We start from the raw sequence: 15,347 nt of genomic DNA, 5'->3' as shown, positions 1-15,347 counted from the left end.
TTCCAGAGCCCCATCGCCTTCGAGCGAAAGGCGCGCGAAGTGAGCTAGACGCTCTCCACGAAATCCGGGCAAGTCCATCGCACAATTCATGGGCACCGGGTTCATGACCGAGTTTTCGGCCCTGTCTCAACCGCAAGAGGACAGGCTCGATGTGCCGATGTTCAAGACGCTCTCGGCCGTCACCACGAAGATGCTACAGGGGTTCGAGGGCATCGGGTTGTTCGATAGGATGGAGGAAAAGGGTCTGGGCGATCTTCTGACCTACCAGTTGAACCATATCCAGGCCGGTGTTCAATCGGCGGTCGGCTTTGCAAAGGGCGGCGACCAGAACGCGTTTCTGGGGGCGATGAACCTGATACAGGCCGACATCGCCAATCTGGTGGCCCTTGCTGAACCGTTCGGACAAGAGGACTTCAACACCGTCATGAAGGGGGTCGCCGGCTACAGCAAAGTGCTGGAGACGCGAGGGATCGAACCGGAATTCATGCTCAAGAACTCTGGCATGCGCGGTCTGTCCTCTGTCATCTCGGGGCTGGAAAACATGAGGGGTCGCGAAGGTCCGCTGCAGATCGCCGTGCTGGAAAATTCATACTACGAAAGCCAGATCAACCTTGGCCACGCCAAAGGCAACACGACCCATACGGTCAGCGACACCAACCACGGGCAATCCATCATCGGGATCGGCGAGGCACTAGGAGAGTCCGGCGCGAAACTGGACCTGTTCGTCGCGGAATTCCACCACAACATCGGCATGGGGGTCAGCGAATATGCCGACCTGAACGTTCTAGGGCAGGTCAAGTCGCTGATCCAGAACGATCTGGTGTCAGACCGTTTCACCGTGGCCATCGACAACACGATCTCCGATCCAGACGGCACCGAGATCCGCGAATTGCTCTCTGACCCGGTCGTCGCAAAGGCGATCGAAGACGGCAAACTGAACGTCGTGTTCTACCGCAGCGCGCAGAAATTCGACATGGCCGGCTTTGACAATTACAACGGCGGCATCACGGCAAGCTTCAACAAGTCCGAAGCTTTCGGCGATTTCATGAACGGAATGCGCTCTACCGGCGACGAAGGCGACAAGATTTCCAGCTTCAATCTGCAAGGGCTGACCTATCTCCAGAGCACAGCGCGCAGCGAGTTGTCTGCATACCGCAACGGCATCGTCGCCAACACACGGATGATGCTCGATCCGCAGTCGGAAACCAACCGCCCGGGCTTTGCAACCGACAGCTTCCTGCGACCGGATACCGTGGGACAGCGCTTCTTTCAGGTCACGCCGAACAGCGATCGCGGCGCTGTCTTCGTCGATCTGCGCAGCGCCTTCATTGACCCGGACAACCCGAAGGCCGAGGACGGCTACAGTTCGCTTTTCAATCTCATCAACAAGTATGTCGTCCTGCCGGGCAAGGACATGCCGCTCCAGGGTCGCGCGAGCTTCGGTTTTGCGCATGCGAACATCTCTACCATTGGCGGCGATCGGTTCCGGTTCAATCCTGGGCTGGAAAGCAAGGAGACGATGATCGCATACCGCGAAATGTTCGACACGATCAACGACGCCATGAGCCTAGCAGACTATCCCGACCCGGCCGGCGGCGACATCTCGGCCACGGCAATCAAACTACTGTCGGCACTCGATTTCAACCCCGCGCTGCTCGACATTCTGGGCAAGGCCGGACGCGGAGAAGCGCTGGACTTCAACGAGACAAGAGCAGCGGTTGCCGGACTGGCACAGAGCGGCGTGCACGATCTGGCCAACAGGCTGCTGCAGCGGTTCGACGGTCAGAACCAACTGCTCAACCATGAACAAATCCAGCTGCGCGAAGAGCTTGGCCGAACCGTCAAACCCTCACCGAGCGGTGTCACGCGCGCCACCTTCAACGACCACGCGATCGGACTGCGGGATGCGCTGATGAAGCCCGATCTGGGCAAGTTCGAAGCGCGCGCGTTGCTCAGCACCCTGACAGGACAGGCAATGGCGCTCGACCTTGATGCCGCCCGGGAGATCATGGCACGGGTCGCCAACGGGCTGGAAAACTTGAGCCATGGCACTCTCGAAAAGATCGGCGGCCATCTTGAAGAGTTGGCGAAGAGTTTCCCCGACGGGGATGTCCGAAAGCAGGTGGCCAACAACCTTGGGGAGCGGGTGAATTCGCTGATCGAAGCCCGGGCGTCCACCACCGGATTGCCCACCGGAACCCCCGCCACGCGGATGGAGGGGCATTTCACGGCGCTGATGATCGACACCGGCTCCGAGGGTGGCGTGACGCACGGGTTCGGACTGTTGCAGACAGAGATGAACCAGATGATCGGCGGAGAAACCGGCGTTCTGGCCGAGATCGACCGAAAGGACACATCCTTCGGCAGGCTTGCTGCGGCCATGCGACCGGCTCTGTCCGCCATCGGGACAAATCAGGCCGCGCTCGCCAGTCCGGGCGTGGCGACCGCGCTTGACCGTTTTGCGCGCGACCATCACGGCGAGATCCTTGGTCTGTCGCCAAACTCCGGCGCGACGCTCAGCCTTGTGAACTTCCTGCCGCAAGGCTTTGTGCGCAACATGCAGTTCGGGCTGGCCGAGATGTTCCGCACTGCCACGAAGCCGCCCAGGGATGAGCAGGACGCCCAGTCTCAGAGGACAACAATCGCCAACCAGGCTATTGAACTGCAACAAAAGACCGTGTCGGCAGCGTCCAACCTCAAGATCCTCGCCACCGTCGTGATGCACCCCGATTTCCTTGACCTTGTTCCGTCAGAGGATCGCCCCGCGGTCGAGCAATTCGGCGCGTCGCTCGCCACCACCCTGTCAGAGATCACCAGAGGCCCCGACAACCTACTGGTTGCGGTCACCGGATTCGCACAGGATGTCAGCCAAAACCCGGAGGCTTTCCTTGCCCGGTTTTGAGGGTGATCGCGCTTAGTTCGGGGGGAGCCTGAAACTCATAGGTGCTGCCCCCACTTCTAGCTGGACACCCGCAAGAACCAAGCGGGATCGGTGTTGCGCTGCTTTGGGGCCGGAACCAGGCTGGCATCCACGATCTGCCCCGACATCGGGAAGTATCCCTTCTCGTGAAGTTGCCAGTCGAAGGCCTTCATCACGCGCTTCAGCGTGCCGGTCTCGGTAAGCCGGTTGCGAAAGTGCCGGATCGTGTTCTCGTCAGGGGTTGGCGCATCCAGGACAGCCGGTCCCGGATCATGAATTCCATCCGCGCGTCCGAGAGATCGTGGTGGGCCTGCAGGATCAGCGCCTTGAACGTCTACACCGGATCGAACGGCGGGCGGCCGCCTTTGGGTCCGTCGCCGTAGCCCAGACCCTCGACAAGCCAGCCCCGGAAATGCTCGAAATCCATCGTCGCATCCAGCACCTCGAGCGGATCGCCGTGCTTGCTCAGAACCTCAAGATGTTCGGACAAATCGAAAAAACTCCGTTGATGCATGCGCCGCTCCTCATCCATGCCTGTGGAGCGCGTGAATCACGATACCGCCAATCCCGCTAGGTTCTTGCGGGTGTCCAGCTGAGGCCAGACTCGGTAGGCGTTACAGTGCTTCCGCGGGCTGCGGCAACGCAAACATCGCCCGTGAGGGCGGTGCGCAGATCATTGTAATGTATGGGTATTTTTGGTTGCGGGAAGGCAGGATTTGAACACTGTTTGTCTAGGTATCAGGCTAGCTGGAGGTGAAACAACACACAGAAAGGAAACGCAAATGAACCGGTCGGGTTTCGGTCCCCTTCCTTGACCTGGAGTGCACCGTGATCGGGATTGGCAGACCCGCGCGGGCAGCGTGGAATTGCGCATTTCCCGACTGCGCCCGGTCCGTATTTCCCGTCCTTTCTTGAGCCACGGCGCTCAGTGGAGAATGCGCTGACGGCGGTGATCCAGGAGGCCTGGCTAAGCAAGGGAAGCTGGTCCTCCCCGCCGCCGAGATGGCGGACGAACCGGTAAGGAGGGTCTGTTCCTTGCGGCCATCGCCCTTTGCGTCGTGACGCGGATCGGGCTGATCGCCGATGCGCTTGGGCCTTGCGGGACACTGGAGGCCGATCTCTCGGCCTTCTTCGCCAATGTCGTGGCGCTTGGGAAACGCGACAGCCAGACGCCGGACTGCCTGATTTCCTGTGTGCTGGCAGAGCTTGCGGGCGCGAGCGACATTTTCCGTCTGGAACTCGACTGCCGGTTCACGGCGCTTGCGGACAGGATCGCGCGACGCCTGGATCAGAAGGCCATCTCAGGTCTGACCTCGGACAGGGGAAGATCGCCGGACCGTGCCGGATCATCGGGCCAGCATCATGTTCGGCAGAAAGGTGACGATGCCCGGAAAGACAGCGCAAAGCACGACCGCGACGACAAGAAGGCAGAAGAACGGAGCCGACGCCTTCGTTACCTTCCAGATATCGCGCCCGCTCATGCCCTGCAGCACGAAGAGGTTGAAACCGACCGGCGGCGTGATCTGCGACATCTCGACGACGAGGATCAGGTATATGCCGAACCAGATCGGGTCGAACCCGGCTCCCACGACCATCGGGAGCGCAACGGTGGTCGTGAGGACGATCATTGACGCCCCTTCCAAGAAGCACCCGAGACCGATGTAGATGAGTGTCAACAGGACCAACAGCATTCCCGGCGACAGGCCGAGCCCGGCGACCCAGGCGGCCAGCGCCATAGGAATGCCGAGAAATGCCATCCCGACCGACAGAAAGGCTGCGCCAAGGATGATGGCGGTTATCATGCAGCTTGTCCGGGTCGCGGCCATGAGGCTCTCGATGAACGTCGAAACGGTCAGCGACCCGGTCGTCCATGCGAGCAGAAGCGCGCCCGCGACGCCGAGGGTCGCGGCCTCGGTCGGGGTGGCATAGCCGCCATAGATCGACCCGATGACCGTGGCGATCAGGATCACGATGGGAATGAGCCGCCGCGACCGGCGCAGCTTCTCCATGAACGGAAGCCGCTCGTCGGCGGCCGGAATGGCATCGCGGTTGAACAGCGACCAGAGCATGACGTAGCCCATGAAGAGCGCCATGATCATCAGCCCCGGCACGATCCCGGCGATGAAGAGTCGCGAGATAGATTGCTGGGCCGAGATGCCGTAGACGATCATCATGATCGACGGCGGAATGAGCAGCCCGAGCGTGCCCGAGCCCGCGAGCGTGCCGATCGAAATGTTCTCGGCGTAGCCTCGGCGCTGCAATTCGGGAAGGCTCATTCGCCCCACCGTCGCGCAGGTGACCGCCGACGACCCGGCTACCGCCGCCATGACCCCGCAGCCGACGATGTTGACGTGCAACAGACGCCCCGGCAACCGGTCCAGCCAGGGCGCCAAGCCCGAGAACATGTCTTCCGAAAGCCGTGAGCGAAAGAGGATCTCGCCCATCCAGACAAAAAGTGGCAGCGCGGTCAGCGCCCAGTTCCAACTGTGATCCCAGACGGTCGTGGCCATGAGCGAACCCGCCGGTGCGGGCGAAAAGGCGAAGATTGCGAGAAAACCGACCGCCATGAGTGTCACCCCGATCCAGAGCCCGCCCGCAAGCAGCACCAGAAGGACCGCGCCAAGGGTCGCAGTGATCGAAAGGATGTCCATGCCCGGTTCCCCGCTTGTCGGTTTCAGTCGATGTGCTCGAAGCCGTCGAGCGCGGTCTCCTGCGGGACTGCGAAACCCGGTTCGCGGCCGACCAACAGCAGTGTCAGCTCGTCGAGCAACGCGATGGTGAGAACGCAGAGCCCCGCCAACATGGCAGATTGCGGAATCCAGAACGGCACTGCCAGAAGTCCCGGGCTGAGGTCGCCGAAGCGCCAGGAATCATGAACCAGCACGGCCGTCTGCCAGGTGAGGCAGGCGCAGCCGAAGGCCGCGAAGGCGGTCACGGCGATGTCGGCGGCCCGCGCCATGCCAAGCGGCAGCCGCGACACGAGCAGGGTCACGCGCACATGGCCACCAGTCTTCAGGGTGTAGGCCATGCCAAGGAACGTTGTCCCCGCGAGGAAGAACCCGCCGCTTTCGGTCGAGTCGATCGTCACGCCGACCATACGGCCCGCGATCTGTGCAACGATGGTCACAGCGATCATCAAGAGGAAGAACGCCGCGAGCCGGCCGCTCGCGATGTAGAGACCGTCGAGAAGGGCGCGCATGGCACGGCTCCGGTGCTGGAGTTGGGGGATTGCCCCCGTCCGACGCGAGCGGACAGGGGGTGCCTGGGTGCCGGGGTGCGGCATCAAAGGCCCGACATGTAGGCGTCGAGCACCGCGATGGCTTCGGACGGCGCCGAGGCGCGCCATTCCTCCATCATCGTGACCCCGATCTCGCGCAGCCTGTCCATGACTTCGGTGGGGGCGTCCTCCACCGTCATTCCGTTCGCCTTGAGGGTATCGAGTTGCTCGGCATAGACCGCCTCGCTCATCTCCCAGCCGCGCTTCGTCGCGGCATCACCGGCTGCGACCAGAGCAGCCTGCACCTCGGGCGAAAGCGCCTCGAAGGCGTCCTTGTTCACGATGATCGCATTCTTGGTAAAGATCGCCCCGGCGGCCGTGAAATACTGGGTGTTGTCCCAAGCCTGGATATCGATGCCGGTCTGGGGCGAGGTAAACAGCGCGTCGATCAGGCCCGTGGCGAAGGCCTGGGGAATTTCGGCGAAGGGCAGGATGGTGGCCTCGAAACCGAGCGCGTTGCCCATGTCCTGCGTGGCCTTCGAGTAGATGCGCAGCTTGGCGCCCTTGAAGTCGGCCAGCCCGGTCACCGGAAACTTGGTGTAGAACCCTTGCCCCGGCCACGGCTGGTATGCCAGCGCCTTGAATCCGAGACCGTCGAACAGATTATCGAAATAGGACTTCTGCGCTTCCTTGAGCTTCCAGGCACTCGCATAGTCACCTGCCACGAATGGCAGCCCTGCAAGGTTATACATGGCGTCTTCGTTGGAGTACGATCCGAGCCGGATTTCGCCGATCTGAATCTGGTTGGTCTGCACCGCGCGCCTGATGCCATCGAGCTTGATAAGCGTGCCGTTGGAATGCAGCGTGATGTCGAGCTCGCCATCGGTTGCGGCCTTCACGTCGTCGATGAAGGTGCGGATGTTCTGGGTCATGAAGTTCGTGTCGGCATAGCCACTGGCCATGATCCATGTCGTCTCGGCGCCGGCAGCCGGTGCGGTTGCGGCTAGCACGAGTGCGGCGACGAGCGATCGTGTCTTGATCGAGATGTTCATTGTTCTGCTTCCCTGTCGGTGCTTCTGATAGTCCCGCTCAGCGCAGGCCATGCCACATTGCGAACACATCGGATCATATTTGCAAGAAATATCGGATACGATATTGCTTGATGTTCGAACTTTCATCGGGACGCCATCTACCCTGCTCAATGATCAGGCACGAACGAATCATGCCTTTTGCGGACGACAAGAAAACCCGTGGACAGTCGCCAAGATGCTGCGATAGTTTGCCCTAGACGACGGGAATGCTGCGCGGTTTGCGGGAAATTTCTGGCACCATTTTCGGATACGATTCGGGAGCAAGATGGAACACAAGGACAAGACTCTGACTGACGACGAGATCCATCGCGAGGTCTTCGATGCCATCGTCGACGGTCGCCTCGCGCCCGGCGAGAAGCTGGGACAGGATGACCTCGGCCGCGTGTTCGGGGTCAGCAAGACACGCATCCGACCGATCCTGCACCGTCTCGCCGACCAGAAGATCGTCACAATCGAGCCGATGCGCGGCGCCTTCGTTGCCCGCCCCTCGGTCGAGGACGCGCGCGAGGTCAATGCCGCGCGGCAGGTCATCGAGGAAGGCGTGATCCGCGCCGTCACCCGCACAGCCCGGCCGAAGCATCTGAAGCTGCTGCGCGAGATCGTCGCCGCCGAGCAGAGCGCGCGCCTGTCCGGCAACGGCGGCCACGCGCACCGGCTGACCGGCGAATTCCATTTCCAGTTGGCCCGGATCACAGGCAACGCGGTGGTGGCCGACATCGTTCGTGACCTCGTGTCGCGCGACAACCTTGTGGTCGCACTCTATCAGCGCCCGAACGCGTCGGCCTGTTCTCTTGCCGGGCATGCAACGCTGATCGACCGGATCGCCGAGGGCGACGAGGAGGTCGCCGCCCATGCCATGCGGCATCACCTTCAGGATGTCATGGCCACCCTCGACCTGGGATCGCAGAAGCGCTCTGCGAAGTCTCTTGTTGCGGCCTTCTCGCATCTTGAGCGCCGCCAATGAACGCCGCTGGACCCGTGTCGCACCGCGATTTTCTTGGCCACAGGGGCCGCAGGCCCAAAGTCGAATGGCCAGGTGGGGCGCGGGTCTGCGTCTCGTTCGTGCTGAACTTCGAGGAAGGCGCGGAACTGTCGATCGCCGATGGCGACGAGCGCAACGAATTCGTATACGAGGCCGTCGAAGAAGTGCGCGGCGCAGCCGATCCCTGCATGGCGTCACATTTCGAATACGGGCCGCGCGCCGGGTTCGACCGCATCCTGGACCTGCTGGAATCCTATGGCGTGCGCGCGACCGTAAGCACCTGCGCCCGCGCGGCGGAACGCGCACCTGCCCTGATCGCCGAGGCCGCAGCCCGTGGCCACGAGATCGCCTGCCACGGCTATCGATGGGAACGGCATGCGGGCATGGACCCGGAACGCGAGGCCGCGATCATCGCCCGCACCATGGACAGCCTGAGCCGCATCGCCGGCGTCGCGCCTGTGGGCTGGCACACCCGCTCGGCCGCATCCGAGAATACGCGCCGCCTGCTATGCGAACACGGCGGGTTCCTGTACGATTCCGATGCCTACAACGACGACCTGCCCTGGCTGGTCCGGCCCGCGGGATCCCCCCATGTGGTGCTGCCCTACAGCTTTGACACGAACGACATGCGTTTCGCCCCAGGCGGCGGATTCGTCTTTGGCGCGGACTTTGCCCGCTATTGCGCGGATGCTTTCGACTGCCTCCGTACCGAGGGGGCCGAACATCCCAAGATGATGTCGGTCGGGCTGCACCAGCGCATCATCGGACGGCCCGGCCGTATCGACGGCCTGCGCCGGTTGCTGGATCACATGACGACAAGGGGCGGTGCCTGGTTCGCCACGCGGCGCGACATTGCCCGGACCTGGCGCGACCTGCAGGGGTTGGGGCCCTGGGCCGCGCGCCCGCGCGACGTGCCGTTAGACCGCCGTGACGATGCATGACCCTGCTGATCGTCAATTCCAACACGACACCCGCCATCACGGACCTTCTGCGGACAGAAGCGCAAAGGGTGGTGCGGCCGGGAACGGGGATCACGGCCCTGACCGCGGCCCACGGTCCCGCGGCGATCGAAACGCCGCAGGATGTGGACGCCGCGGCGCGCGCGACCGAAGAGGCCATCTGCGGGCATGACGGGCCCGTCGACGCGGCGGTGATCGCATGTTTCAGCGATCCGGGCCTTGCCGCCATCCGCCGGCGGTGTGCCTTTCCGGTCGTCGGTCTTGCCGAGGCGGCGATGTTCGCCGCCTGCATGCTGGGCGCGCGCTTTTCCATCGTGACGGTCTCGCCACCCTCGGTGCCCGGCATCCTGTCGCTGGCGCGGGCCTACGGGCTGAGCCAGCGGCTGAGCGGGGTCCATGCCTTGGACAGAGGTGTGCTGCAAGGTCACCGGGATCCCGAGGGAACCCTTGGACAATTGGGCGACCTCGCCGCGCGATCACTGGCCACGGACGGCAGCGACGTGATCGTCCTGGGCGGCGCGATCACGGCGGGGATGGCGCGGCGGATCGCCCCTCGGCTGGACCGACCGGTCGTCGATTGCCTTGCGGCGGCGGTCCTCATGGCCGAGGCCCTGGCCCCGTCGTGGCAGCAAGGCAGGGGATCGCGGGCGAGGTCCTGAATGGCGTCAACTGCGAGCCGGTCCGGGGTGACCGCACTATCAATGCCCGCGAGGCGGAAGGTGTGCGGCAGATCTTTGGAGAGGTGCTGTCAGACAAATGCGACGCGGTCTACGCAAGGGCAGGAAAGCGGGTCCGTCAGGCCGCGAAAAGGCCGCGCCACTCGGCAAAGGCGGCGGCGCGGTTCTGCTTGAAGATCGGGCGGGACGAGAGGCTGCGTTCCAGGTTGAAGTGGTTGTGGACAGAGGCATGGACCGAGGCGAATCTCTGCAGACATCGCATCTGCCGGAACCACTGCATTGCCTGCTCCCGCCTTCGGAACGGCAGGTGTGAATTCTTGGCGCGGTTGTTCGTCTACCGCCTTATCTGACAGTCGTTGCCACGCCCCATCTCCTTCATGGCGGCGCGTTAGGTGCGGAGCCGATCTGTCACCACGTCGACGGGCCGATCATGGCGCTTCATCGATTTCCCGAGGAATTTCAGAGCTGCCCTCCGGTCACGCGTGGTCGTGACAAAGCTCTCCAGCACCTCGCCCTCGTGGTCGACGGCCCGCCACAGATAGTGCTGCTTGCCATTGATCTTCATGAACATCTCGTCCAGGTGCCATCACTACTGGCTCGATCGCACGCTCAAGCCGGTTTCCACTTACACTATCCGATGTCCATTCTTCTGACAGCGCCGTTCTGACGGGTAGAGTCGCCACAATGCGGCAGGGCGAATCAAAAATGGCAGAACGATGAACCGGCTGAATCTTGAGCAGCTTCGAGCCTTCCTTGCCGTGGTGCGGTTTGGCGGCGTCGGCCGCGCGGCAACGGCCATGAACCTCACACAACCAGCTGTCACTGCTCGCATCCGCAACCTCGAGGCGGCGCTTGGCGGCACCCTTTTCGACCGGGCGTCGGCACGGTTGACCCTGTCCAAGCGCGGCGAGCGGTTGTTGTCCTATGCGCGCAAGTTCGAGCAGTTGTCCGAGATGGTCGAACGGGACGTGATCGACCCGGAAGGGCTGGAGCGGCACCTGCGCATCGGCGTGTCCGAGACCATCGCTCAGTGCTGGCTTCCCGACCTGATCGCACGGCTACATCGGCACTATCCAAGGGTCGAGATCGAATTCAATGTCGATATCTCGCTGGGCCTGCGCGAAGGGCTGTTGAACCGCGAGATCGACCTTGCCGTGCTTCTGGGGCCCGTCTCGGAGTATTCGGTCGAGAACATCGACCTTCCCGGGTTCGAACTGGCCTGGTATGCCGCCGCCGACGAGACGGCAGGCGCCGACCCCGGCGATCATTTCCGTCGGCCAGTGCTGACCTACGCGCGTAACACGCGGCCGTACCGTGAGTTGCGCGATCTTCTGTTCGAACGTTTCGGGCCCGAAGTCGCGGTCTTCCCTTCGTCCTCGCTTTCGGCCTGTTTCCGGTTGGTCGAGGCGGGCCTCGGGGTTGCCGCCTTGCCGCGCGCGCTGGCAGCCGAGCCCCTGGCGGCGGGGCGGATCATCGAATTCGATCCCGGTTGGGTTCCGGATCCCTTGCGGTTCACAGCGTCGTATCTGGCAGAGCCCAAAAGCCATCTGGTCGAAACCGCCGCACATCTGGCCCTTGAGGCCGCATTGCACCATGCAGGTGCATAAATTTCCTTTATCAATAACGGCAAAATCTTTCGATTTGCCTTGATGATCTCGGCGCGCCAGCCTGTCGGGGACAGTGCAGCCACCCGAGGGGCAGATGACCCACACGTTCCGCGACCTGCAGCACAGCGACCTTGCCACGTTGCGTACGGCGATCCGCAGCAGCGCCTACAAGGGCCATACCGCCGGACTTGGATCGGGGTACCTGCAGGCGAACGTCGTGATCCTTCCCAAGGCGCAGGCGCTCGATTTCATGCGCTTCTGCCAGCGCAACCCCAAGCCCTGCCCGCTTGTGGGCGTCTCAGACACGGGCGATCCGATGATGCGTTTTCTTGGGCGCGACATCGACATCCGCCGCGATGTTCCGGCCTACAGCATCTTTCGCGATGGTCAACTGTCAGGCACTGCGACCGACATATCGGATGTCTGGACAGATGACCTTGTCGCCTTCGCTCTGGGCTGTTCGTTCACCTTTGAGCATGCCTTGATCCGGGCAGGCATCCCACTTTGGCACGTCGAGAATGACAGGACGGTTCCGATGTTCCGCTCGTCGATACCTTGCGCAGCCGCCGGACCGTTCCGGTGCAGCATGGTGGTCAGCCTGCGTGCCATCGCCAAGGACCGCGTCGACCAGGCAGCCGAGATTTCACGCCGCTTTCCGCTCGCCCATGGCGGGCCGGTCCACGCCGGAGACCCCGCAGACATCGGCATCCACGATATCGCGATGCCCGATTGGGGCGATCCCGCACCGCTTCCCGACGGCCATGTGCCGGTGTTCTGGGCCTGCGGTGTGACGCCTCAGGCCGCCATCGCGGCGGCTGCCCCGCCGCTTTGCATCACTCACCGGCCCGGTCACATGCTCATCACCGACATTCCGGAAGATGCCGAAGTGCCGGTGTTGATCCACGATTGAAACAACGAAACCAACACGGGAGACAGACCAATGAAGACCAAGCTTGCAATCCTGCTGACCGCCACCGCGATAAGCGGTCCGGCGCTGGCGCAATCCGAATCCCTGTCGGTCGTCGGCAGTTGGTCGAACTTGCCCTTGCACAACGACTTCGAGGCCCCGTTCTGGTCCGAGACCCTGCCCGGCGCGTCGAACGGCGAGATCGAGGTGGCGCTGACCACCCACAACCAGATGAACCTTGGTCTTGGAGACGTCTACCGCCTGCTGGGTGATGGCGTCTACGATGTGGCCATGACGGTTGCCGACTACGCGGTCGCGGATGCACCGGAACTGGAGGGACTGGACGTCCCCCTGATCGCTATGGCCGCAGACGAAGCGCGGCGCATGGTCGATGCGGCCCGTCCGATGGTCGCCGATATCTACCGCGACCGCTTCAACAGCCATGTTCTTGCCATCGCGCCCTATCCGCCGCAGATCGTGTTCTGCAACGCCGAGATCAGCAGTCTTGCCGATCTCGAAGGGCTCAAGGTGCGCGCATCGGGACGCATGACGGCGCAGTTCCTCGAGGCGCTGGGGGCCGAGGGCATCAACGTCGGCTTTGGCGAGGTGCCGGGCGCCTTGCAGAACGGTGTCGTCGATTGTGCCGTGACAGGCGCCGGCTCGGGCTATTCGGCGGGCTGGTGGGAGGTGTCGACGCACCTGTTGCCGATCCCGCTTGGCGGCTGGGACAGCGTGGTGACGGCCATAAATCTGGACCGCTGGAACAGCATGTCGCCAGAGACGCAGACGCTGATCTCCGAAACCATCGCGGCCGAGTTCGAGGCGCCTGCATGGGATGCGGCGCAGGATGCGCTGGTGACCGACATCGCCTGTCTCACCGGCAACGGCGAATGCCCAGCGGGCGAGGCACGCGGCATGGTATTGGTCGACGTGTCGGAAGCGGATTTCGCCAGGGCGCGCGAGGTTCTGGAAACAACCGTGCTTCCCGACTGGGCAGCGCGGGCCGGAGCGGACTGGGCCAAACGCTGGAATGAAAGCGTCGGCGCGGCGGTCGGCGTGACTGTGGCGAACTGAACCTTTCAGGCAGGAGCCCAACCATGGCCGATTACATTCTCGAACACCTCCGCCGGATCAACCGCCTGGTTGCGCTGGCGGTGGGGGCGGGTCTCCTGTTCTGCGCGGGTTTCGTGCTGCTCGACATCGTGCTGCGCCGATTCCACGCGTCCTTTGGCGGCACGGACGAGATCAGCGGCTATGTCATGGCCATCGCGACCTCGTGGGGCATGGCCTATGCGCTGAGCGAGCTAGGGCATGTTCGCATCGACGTCATCCGAAGCCGGGGCGGACCGTTAGTTCGATCGCTTTTCGATCTGTTCGCCCTGAGCGTTCTGGCCGCCACCGTCAGCCTGATCGCATGGCGCTGCTGGCCCGTGCTCGAGCGCTCGATACTGAACGGCTCGCGGGCGAACACGCCTTTGGAGACGCCGCTGGCCTGGGTGCAGGCGCCGTGGATGATCGGATGGATCTGGTTTGCGGCCGCATCCTGGGTGACGGTGCTGGCGGCGGCATGTCTGGTGCTCCGAGGCCGCCACGCCCTTGCCCACACTCGCATCGGCATTTCGGGAGAGATGAAAGAGGCCGAAGCCGCTGCCCTTGCTGCCACTAGCGGAGGCCGCGCGCAATGATCTGGTCCATCACGACCGGCCTGCTCTTATGTCTCGGCCTGTCGATCCCGGTCGGGATCGTGCTGTTCCTTCTGGGCTTCGGGATAGACCAGTTCTTCACGCCCTTCCCTCTCGTGCGGGGACTGGGCAACATGGTGTGGTCGACATCGAACAACCCAACTCTGATCGCCATCCCGTTCTTCGTGCTGCTGGGCGAGATCCTGGTGCGCTCGGGCATTGCGACACGGACCTATGCGGCGCTTGATCGCTGGGTCAGCTGGCTGCCCGGAGGATTGGTGCACGCCAATATCGCAACGGCGACGATGTTCTCGGCCACCTCCGGCTCGTCCGTAGCAACGGCGGCGACCGTCGCCACTGTCGCCATGCCGCAAGCCGAGAAGCTGGGCTATGACCCGCGCCTGTTCTCGGGCGCCATCGCGGCGGGCGGAACCCTCGGCATCATGATCCCGCCCTCGATCAACCTGATCGTCTACGGGTTCCTGACTCAAAGCTCGATTCCGCAGCTGTTCCTCGCGGGATTGATCCCGGGGCTCCTGCTGGCGGTTGGATTCATGGCGGTCACGGCGCTGATCTGTTGGCTTCGTCCTGGGCTTGGTGGCGTTCGACGGGTGTTTCCATTCGCCGAAATGCTGCGTGCGCTGATTCAGCTGGTGCCCATCATCCTTCTGTTCGGTGTCATCATCGGCACGATCTACCGCGGCTGGGCCACCCCGACCGAGGCCGCGTCCGTCGGCGTGTTTGGCGCGCTGGTGATCGCGGCGCTGTTCGGGCGGCTGAACCTAGAGATCATCCGCGACAGTGTGCTGGGCACGACCAAGATAACCGCGATGATTATGCTTGTGGTGATCGGTGCCTCGTTCCTGAATTTCACGCTCGCCTCGGCGGGGCTGGGAGCCGAGCTGAAAACGTTGCTCGACGGTTTGGGGCTGTCCGCGATGGGGCTGATCCTCGTCGTCGTCGCGATCTACATCGTGCTTGGGTTCTTCATCGAGACCTTGTCGCTGATGGTGGTGACGATCCCCATCATCGTGCCACTGGTGGTGGCGCAAGGGTTCGATCCGATATGGTTCGGCATCTTGATGATCGTGTTGATCGAGATGGCGTTGATCACGCCGCCAGTCGGGCTGAACCTCTATGTCGTGCAGGGTGCGCGGCGCTCGGGCCACATGGGCGAGGTGATGGTGGGGGTTATTCCCTATGTCGTGGTCATGCTGGCTATGGTGGGCCTGTTGATCGCATTCCCGCAGCTTGCGCTGATGCTTCCCCAGACGCTGCGGTAGTTGCCACGTGAAATGAATAACG

At 63.0% G+C, this 15,347-nt stretch carries 14 protein-coding genes and 2 pseudogenes; 10 read left to right on the top strand and 6 right to left on the bottom strand.

Annotated features, from left to right (window positions below):
* The first annotated feature begins 103 nt into the window (after positions 1-103).
* Positions 104-2,902, top strand: coding sequence for a hypothetical protein (locus tag KTJ87_RS17995; protein ID WP_267140540.1), 2,799 nt, complete (start codon positions 104-106; stop codon positions 2,900-2,902).
* A gap of 56 nt (positions 2,903-2,958) precedes the next feature.
* On the opposite strand, the gene KTJ87_RS17990 is transcribed toward KTJ87_RS17995, so the two are convergent.
* Together KTJ87_RS17990 and KTJ87_RS17985 are read right to left on the bottom strand one after the other, a co-directional pair.
* Positions 2,959-3,093: a hypothetical protein gene (locus KTJ87_RS17990; protein WP_267140539.1), complete on the bottom strand. Its 135-nt coding sequence runs from the start codon at positions 3,091-3,093 to the stop codon at positions 2,959-2,961.
* 161 nt (positions 3,094-3,254) lie between these two features.
* Positions 3,255-3,434: a hypothetical protein gene (locus tag KTJ87_RS17985; RefSeq protein WP_267140538.1), complete on the bottom strand. Its 180-nt coding sequence runs from the start codon at positions 3,432-3,434 to the stop codon at positions 3,255-3,257.
* 310 nt (positions 3,435-3,744) lie between these two features.
* Between KTJ87_RS17985 and KTJ87_RS17980 the strand changes: the two are divergent.
* Positions 3,745-3,890, top strand: a pseudogene (locus KTJ87_RS17980) (transposase); the annotation flags it as partial.
* 376 nt (positions 3,891-4,266) lie between these two features.
* Here the strand turns inward: KTJ87_RS17980 and KTJ87_RS17975 are convergent.
* The 3 genes from KTJ87_RS17975 to KTJ87_RS17965 all read right to left on the bottom strand — a co-directional run bounded on the left by KTJ87_RS17975 (position 4,267) and on the right by KTJ87_RS17965 (position 7,189).
* The gene (locus KTJ87_RS17975) at positions 4,267-5,571 is read right to left on the bottom strand and encodes a TRAP transporter large permease (RefSeq protein ID WP_267140537.1); all 1,305 of its coding nucleotides are present in this window, start codon (positions 5,569-5,571) and stop codon (positions 4,267-4,269) included.
* A 23-nt stretch (positions 5,572-5,594) separates the two neighbouring features.
* Positions 5,595-6,119, bottom strand: a complete 525-nt coding sequence (locus tag KTJ87_RS17970) for a TRAP transporter small permease (protein ID WP_267140536.1) — start codon at positions 6,117-6,119, stop codon at positions 5,595-5,597.
* Between the two features lie 83 nt (positions 6,120-6,202).
* Complete coding sequence (locus KTJ87_RS17965; protein ID WP_267140535.1) at positions 6,203-7,189, bottom strand: TRAP transporter substrate-binding protein; 987 nt, start codon at positions 7,187-7,189, stop codon at positions 6,203-6,205.
* A gap of 304 nt (positions 7,190-7,493) precedes the next feature.
* Between KTJ87_RS17965 and KTJ87_RS17960 the strand changes: the two genes are divergently transcribed.
* The 3 genes from KTJ87_RS17960 to KTJ87_RS17950 are packed head-to-tail and all read left to right on the top strand — an operon-like array spanning position 7,494 to position 9,828.
* Positions 7,494-8,192: a GntR family transcriptional regulator gene (locus KTJ87_RS17960; RefSeq protein ID WP_267140534.1), complete on the top strand. Its 699-nt coding sequence runs from the start codon at positions 7,494-7,496 to the stop codon at positions 8,190-8,192.
* Positions 8,189-9,151, top strand: a complete 963-nt coding sequence (locus KTJ87_RS17955; RefSeq protein WP_267140533.1) for a polysaccharide deacetylase family protein — start codon at positions 8,189-8,191, stop codon at positions 9,149-9,151. Before KTJ87_RS17960 ends, KTJ87_RS17955 begins: the two co-directional genes overlap by 4 nt.
* A complete protein-coding gene (locus KTJ87_RS17950; RefSeq protein WP_267140532.1) occupies positions 9,148-9,828 on the top strand; it encodes an aspartate/glutamate racemase family protein in 681 nt (226 codons plus the stop codon). Before KTJ87_RS17955 ends, KTJ87_RS17950 begins: the two co-directional genes overlap by 4 nt.
* Before the next feature lie 136 nt (positions 9,829-9,964).
* Here the strand turns inward: KTJ87_RS17950 and KTJ87_RS17945 are convergent.
* Positions 9,965-10,432 (bottom strand): annotated as a pseudogene (locus tag KTJ87_RS17945) (IS6 family transposase); the annotation flags it as partial.
* A gap of 130 nt (positions 10,433-10,562) precedes the next feature.
* Here KTJ87_RS17945 and KTJ87_RS17940 point away from each other — a divergent pair.
* The 5 genes from KTJ87_RS17940 to KTJ87_RS17920 all read left to right on the top strand — a co-directional run bounded on the left by KTJ87_RS17940 (position 10,563) and on the right by KTJ87_RS17920 (position 15,325).
* Positions 10,563-11,453: a LysR family transcriptional regulator gene (locus KTJ87_RS17940; protein WP_267140531.1), complete on the top strand. Its 891-nt coding sequence runs from the start codon at positions 10,563-10,565 to the stop codon at positions 11,451-11,453.
* A 94-nt stretch (positions 11,454-11,547) separates the two neighbouring features.
* Entirely contained in the window at positions 11,548-12,363 is an 816-nt protein-coding gene (locus KTJ87_RS17935) for a putative hydro-lyase (RefSeq protein WP_267140530.1), read from the top strand.
* A gap of 30 nt (positions 12,364-12,393) precedes the next feature.
* Positions 12,394-13,434 (top strand): TRAP transporter substrate-binding protein, encoded by a 1,041-nt coding sequence (locus tag KTJ87_RS17930; RefSeq protein ID WP_267140529.1) that lies wholly within the window; start codon positions 12,394-12,396, stop codon positions 13,432-13,434.
* A gap of 23 nt (positions 13,435-13,457) precedes the next feature.
* A complete protein-coding gene (locus tag KTJ87_RS17925; protein WP_267140528.1) occupies positions 13,458-14,045 on the top strand; it encodes a TRAP transporter small permease subunit in 588 nt (195 codons plus the stop codon).
* Positions 14,042-15,325: a TRAP transporter large permease gene (locus KTJ87_RS17920; RefSeq protein ID WP_267140527.1), complete on the top strand. Its 1,284-nt coding sequence runs from the start codon at positions 14,042-14,044 to the stop codon at positions 15,323-15,325. Before KTJ87_RS17925 ends, KTJ87_RS17920 begins: the two co-directional genes overlap by 4 nt.
* Positions 15,326-15,347: the final 22 nt, after the last annotated feature.

This window comes from Anianabacter salinae, from assembly GCF_019061145.1.
GTDB lineage: Bacteria > Pseudomonadota > Alphaproteobacteria > Rhodobacterales > Rhodobacteraceae > Anianibacter > Anianibacter salinarum.
The sequence above is the reverse complement of the archived record's forward strand: the minus strand, read 5'-3'. Positions and strand labels throughout refer to the sequence as shown.

Bases quoted from the DNA above. Each gene is read 5' to 3' on its own strand.
- KTJ87_RS17995 (WP_267140540.1), top strand. From the start codon at position 104: ATGACCGAGTTTTCGGCCCTGTCTCAACCGCAAGAGGACAGGCTCGAT.
- KTJ87_RS17990 (WP_267140539.1), bottom strand. From the start codon at position 3,093: ATGAAGGCCTTCGACTGGCAACTTCACGAGAAGGGATACTTCCCGATG.
- KTJ87_RS17985 (WP_267140538.1), bottom strand. From the start codon at position 3,434: ATGCATCAACGGAGTTTTTTCGATTTGTCCGAACATCTTGAGGTTCTG.
- KTJ87_RS17975 (WP_267140537.1), bottom strand. From the start codon at position 5,571: ATGGACATCCTTTCGATCACTGCGACCCTTGGCGCGGTCCTTCTGGTG.
- KTJ87_RS17970 (WP_267140536.1), bottom strand. From the start codon at position 6,119: ATGCGCGCCCTTCTCGACGGTCTCTACATCGCGAGCGGCCGGCTCGCG.
- KTJ87_RS17965 (WP_267140535.1), bottom strand. From the start codon at position 7,189: ATGAACATCTCGATCAAGACACGATCGCTCGTCGCCGCACTCGTGCTA.
- KTJ87_RS17960 (WP_267140534.1), top strand. From the start codon at position 7,494: ATGGAACACAAGGACAAGACTCTGACTGACGACGAGATCCATCGCGAG.
- KTJ87_RS17955 (WP_267140533.1), top strand. From the start codon at position 8,189: ATGAACGCCGCTGGACCCGTGTCGCACCGCGATTTTCTTGGCCACAGG.
- KTJ87_RS17950 (WP_267140532.1), top strand. From the start codon at position 9,148: ATGACCCTGCTGATCGTCAATTCCAACACGACACCCGCCATCACGGAC.
- KTJ87_RS17940 (WP_267140531.1), top strand. From the start codon at position 10,563: ATGAACCGGCTGAATCTTGAGCAGCTTCGAGCCTTCCTTGCCGTGGTG.
- KTJ87_RS17935 (WP_267140530.1), top strand. From the start codon at position 11,548: ATGACCCACACGTTCCGCGACCTGCAGCACAGCGACCTTGCCACGTTG.
- KTJ87_RS17930 (WP_267140529.1), top strand. From the start codon at position 12,394: ATGAAGACCAAGCTTGCAATCCTGCTGACCGCCACCGCGATAAGCGGT.
- KTJ87_RS17925 (WP_267140528.1), top strand. From the start codon at position 13,458: ATGGCCGATTACATTCTCGAACACCTCCGCCGGATCAACCGCCTGGTT.
- KTJ87_RS17920 (WP_267140527.1), top strand. From the start codon at position 14,042: ATGATCTGGTCCATCACGACCGGCCTGCTCTTATGTCTCGGCCTGTCG.